This is a genomic window from Agrococcus sp. HG114 (assembly GCF_024723325.1).
Lineage (GTDB): Bacteria > Actinomycetota > Actinomycetes > Actinomycetales > Microbacteriaceae > Agrococcus.
Window position 1 is genome coordinate 1 of the sequence record NZ_JANQCH010000168.1, and the last position, 4,154, is coordinate 4,154.

4 protein-coding genes are annotated in these 4,154 nt (G+C 74.9%); 2 read left to right on the top strand and 2 right to left on the bottom strand.

Annotated elements, in window-relative coordinates; translation table 11 throughout:
- Nucleotides 1-1,013 (top strand): AAA family ATPase (locus NWP09_RS12040; RefSeq protein ID WP_258275743.1); only part of this gene is annotated, 1,013 nt, incomplete at its 5' end.
- A 148-nt stretch (nucleotides 1,014-1,161) separates the two neighbouring features.
- On the opposite strand, the gene NWP09_RS12045 is transcribed toward NWP09_RS12040, so the two are convergent.
- Together NWP09_RS12045 and NWP09_RS12050 are read right to left on the bottom strand one after the other, a co-directional pair.
- A complete protein-coding gene (locus tag NWP09_RS12045) occupies nucleotides 1,162-1,824 on the bottom strand; it encodes a hypothetical protein (RefSeq protein ID WP_258275744.1) in 663 nt (220 codons plus the stop codon).
- Nucleotides 1,825-1,930: 106 nt separating this feature from the next.
- Nucleotides 1,931-3,301 (bottom strand): FAD-binding oxidoreductase, encoded by a 1,371-nt coding sequence (locus NWP09_RS12050; protein WP_258275745.1) that lies wholly within the window; start codon nucleotides 3,299-3,301, stop codon nucleotides 1,931-1,933.
- Nucleotides 3,302-3,397: 96 nt separating this feature from the next.
- On the opposite strand from NWP09_RS12050, the gene NWP09_RS12055 reads away from it, so the two are divergent.
- A partial coding sequence (locus NWP09_RS12055; protein ID WP_258275746.1) for a methyltransferase occupies nucleotides 3,398-4,154 on the top strand: 757 nt, incomplete at its 3' end.

Here is a 4,154-nt window from a genome sequence, read left to right on the forward strand (position 1 = left end):
GCGCGGTGCTGCGCGAGCGGCAGCGAGAGCAGGCCGCTCGCGTGCTCGAGGCGATCCCGCCGGTGCTCGGCGTCGCCGAGCGCTCGGTCGCCGAGGCGCGCGGCGTGCTCGCGGAGCGCGAGGCGGCCCGGCGCGACCGCAACGAGGAGCTCGGGCGGCTGCGGCGCAGCGAGGGGACGCTGCGCGAGCGCCTGCAGGAGCTCACCGAGCACGTGCACGTCGCCGAGATGGAGGCGTACGAGCAGCGGCTGCACCTGTCGAACCTGCTCGAGCGCGCCGGGAGCGAGCTCGGCCTCGAGGAGGCGGTGCTCGTCGCCGAGTACGCGCCGGGCGAGGAGTGGGACAGGAAGGCGGAGCAGGCACGGCTCAAGGAGGCCGAGGGCAAGCTCGCGCGGCTCGGCCGCGTCAACCCGCTCGCGCTCGAGGAGTTCGCGGCGCTCGAGCAGCGGCACACGTTCCTCACCGAGCAGCTCGCCGACCTCGCGAAGACCCGCAAGGACCTCGAGCAGATCATCGCCGACCTCGACGTGACGATGGAGACCATCTTCGCGGCCGCGTTCGAGGACACGAAGGCGGCGTTCACCGAGGTCTTCCCGATCCTCTTCCCCGGCGGCTCGGGCGCGCTCACGCTCACCGACCCGGAGAACATGCTCGAGACGGGCGTCGAGGTGACCGTGCGACCGGCAGGCAAGAAGATCGACCGCATCTCGCTGCTCTCGGGCGGCGAGCGCTCGCTTGCGGCGGTCGCGCTCATGGTCGCGATCTTCAAGGCGCGGCCGAGCCCGTTCTACATCATGGACGAGGTCGAGGCGGCGCTCGACGACGCGAACCTCGGCCGGCTGCTCACGGTGTTCGAGCAGCTGCGCGAGAGCTCGCAGCTCATCATCATCACGCACCAGAAGCGCACGATGGAGATCGCGGATGCGCTCTACGGCGTCTCGATGCGGCAGGACGGGGTCTCGGCGGTGGTCGGGCAGCGCACGACGCGCGAGCGCGAGCGCGTCGACGCCTGAGCCAGCGCGCGTCTCGCTGGTCGAGCAGTGCGCCCAAGGCGCACGAGTCGAGACCACTCCGAGCGATCAGTCACGACGTCGCCCACCGCGCATGTGAGCGAGGCGAGACTCGTCGGCCTGCGGCCGACGGCTCGACCAGCGATCCTGATCAGCGGAGCGCCGACTCGACGAAGACGACGCCCTCGCCGTAGATGCCGTCGAGCGCTTCCTGCATCGAGCCGTCGTCGTGCAGCACCGAGAGCACGACGACGCCGTCCATGCCGGCGGCGCCGAACACATCCCGCCGTCGCAGCGTCATGAGGTCCTCCTGCACGGCGGCGATCGTCGCGTCGTCGAGGTCGCCCGTCGGGTACTCGATCGCCGGCATCGTGATCGCCGCGAGGTCGAGCAGCTCGCCGACCTGCGTCACCGTGAACGCCTCAGCGTCGTAGGTGACCTGCATCGCGACGTGCGCCCACCGCACCTCGCTCATCTCGACCGGCTCGGCGACCTGCGCCCAGTCGAACCCGACGAGCGCGGGGCCTGCGCACTGCGGCGGCGCGGACTCGGCGACGGGCCCGAGGCACAGGATCGGTTCGCCGTCGTCGAGCACGAGCCCGATCGCCATCACGGGCTCGGTGGCGCTCGGCATCGGCAGGTCGGCCAGCTGGGCCCGTGCCTCGGCTCCCGTGACGACCGGCTGGGCCGGTGCGGGGGGAGCGTCGGTCGCGGACGGGGCCGACCCGCCGGAAGCGCCGGGGCCCGCCGCGCAGCCGGCGGCGAGGAGGACGACCGCTGCGGCGACGATGCCGCTGCGCAGGATGCTGCTCATGGCAGCACGGTAGGCCGCAGCTGCCCGCAGGCGCATCCCAACGTTCCCGACGACTTCGTCGTCCGTGCCCGGTCGCCCGACATCGGTCGGGCGGCGTCCGCGGCGCTCAGCGCGGCAGCCGCCACTCGTGCAGCACGCCGTCGGGATCGGCCGCATCGCGGATGTGCCGCAGGTGGGCGACCTCCTCGGCGCTGCCGCACTGCTCGAGCGTCTCGTCCGGGCCGAGGAAGGTCGGCACCATCCGGGTCGAGCGGTGCGGGCCGAGGAGCGCGTCGAGGCCCGCGAGGCTCGCGAGGCCCGGCTGGATCGGCGCGCCGGGGAACTGCGGCACGAGTGCGTGCGTGATCCAGGCGGCGCCGGCGAGCGACGCGAACCCCGGCCGGCGCGGCGCGTCGAGCACCCCGCCGAGCATGCGCAGCGTGAGGGCGACGAGCGCCCACTGCTCGTCGCGCGCTCGCCACTCGAGCAGCTCGTCGATCGCGTCGTCGGGCAGGCCGTCGAGCGCGTGCGAGCTGCCGCCGCCGGGGGAGGGCTCCTCGGGCTCCATCGACATCGCCGCGAGCCCGGCCTGCGTGATCGGCCCGATCCGCTCCGAGGTCGGCGTCGCGGCGGTCCGGATGGCTTCGAGCGGCGCGAGGTCGGACGCCGAGCGGCCGAGCACCTCGACCGTCGTGAAGCTGCGCCCGCGCACCTCCTCGGGCAGCATCGGCACGTCGGGCATGCGCATCGTCGAGCAGAAGAGCCCGAGCCCCTCCGGCGCATCCGCCGCCGCGTCGCGCACCGCGCGCAGCACCGCCGGCCCGTCGACCGCCTCGAACGTCAGCATGCCGCCGGCCATGGCGGGCGCCTCGTGCAGGTCGACTTCGAGCTCGGTGACGATGCCGACGAGCGCGCCCGCGCCGCGCAGCGCCCACATCGTCTCGGGGTCGGATGCGTCGTCGACGCGCTCGTGCGTCCCGTCCGGCCGGAGGAGCCACGCGGCGCGCAGCGACTGCGCGCCGAGCCCCGCCCAGCGGCTCACCCACGAGTGGCCGCCGCCGAGCAGGTAGCCCGCGGGGCTCACGACCCGGCTCGTGCCCGACGGCGCGACGAGCCCTGTGCCCTCGAGCGCCGCGATCACCGCGCCCCACAGCACGCCCGCGCCGATCGTCGCGGTGCGCGCGGCCGCGTCGACCTCGATCCGGTCGAACGCGCCCATGCGGGTGAGGATCGCGCCCTCGAGGGCGCCGGATGCGCCGTGGCCGGTCGGCTGCACGGCGACCGTCGCGCCCGTGTCGCGCGCCGCGGCGAGGATCGCGCGCAGGTCGTCGACGCCCGCGGGATGGGCGACCGCGAGCGGCCGCTGGTCGATCGCGAGGTTCCAGGGCATGCGCTCGGCGTCGAACGCGGGGTCATCCGGCAGCGTGACCCGGCCGGAGAGGGAGGAGGCGAGCGAGGCGAGGTCGGGCATCGTGCCCGGGCGCTGCGGTGCGGTCACGCGCCGGACGCTACTCCGAGCCGCCGACCCGCACCAGCGCCGAATCATCCGCAGCCGCCGCGCCCCGGGGCCTGCGGGAACTGCGAGGATCGATGCGTGACCGATCGCGACGCGCTCTTCGCGGCCCTCCGCCGCTGGCCCGACGTCGAGGACCCGACGCTGCAGGCGCACGACGCCTCCGACGCGCTCATCCTCGACGAGGCGGGCGCGCTCGACCGCCTCGACGATGTGGTGGTGATCGGCGACCGGCACGGCGCGCTCGCGCTCGGGGCGCTCGCCGCGGGCGCGGCCCGCGTGCGCGTGCACCAGGACTCGATCGTCGGCGAGCGCGCGCTCGACGCGAACGCGGAGCGCACGGGGCTGTCGGCCTTCGCGCACCACGGCCTCGACGCATCCCTCGTCGCCGGTGCCCGGCTCGTGCTGCTGCAGCTGCCGCGCTCGCTCGACGCGCTCGACGAGATCGCCGAGCTCGTCGCCACGTACGCCGACGACGCGGTGCGCGTCGTCGCCGGCGGCCGCGTGAAGCACATGTCGATGAGCATGAACGCGCTGCTCGGCCGCAGCTTCCAATACGTGCGCGCGAGCCACGGCCGCCGCAAGTCGCGCGTCCTCCACGCCGAGGGGCCGCTGCGGCCCGGCATCAGCTGGCCGCGCTCGCGCACGCACCGGCTCGCGGGCGGCCCGCTCACGGTCGTCGCGCACGGCGCCGCCTTCGCCGGCACCGCGATCGACATCGGCGCGCAGACGCTGCTCGAGCACCTCGGCGCGATGCCGGATGCGTCGCACGCGATCGACCTCGCGTGCGGCACCGGCGTCCTGGGCGTCGCGCTCGCGCAGGCGCGGCCGCACGTGC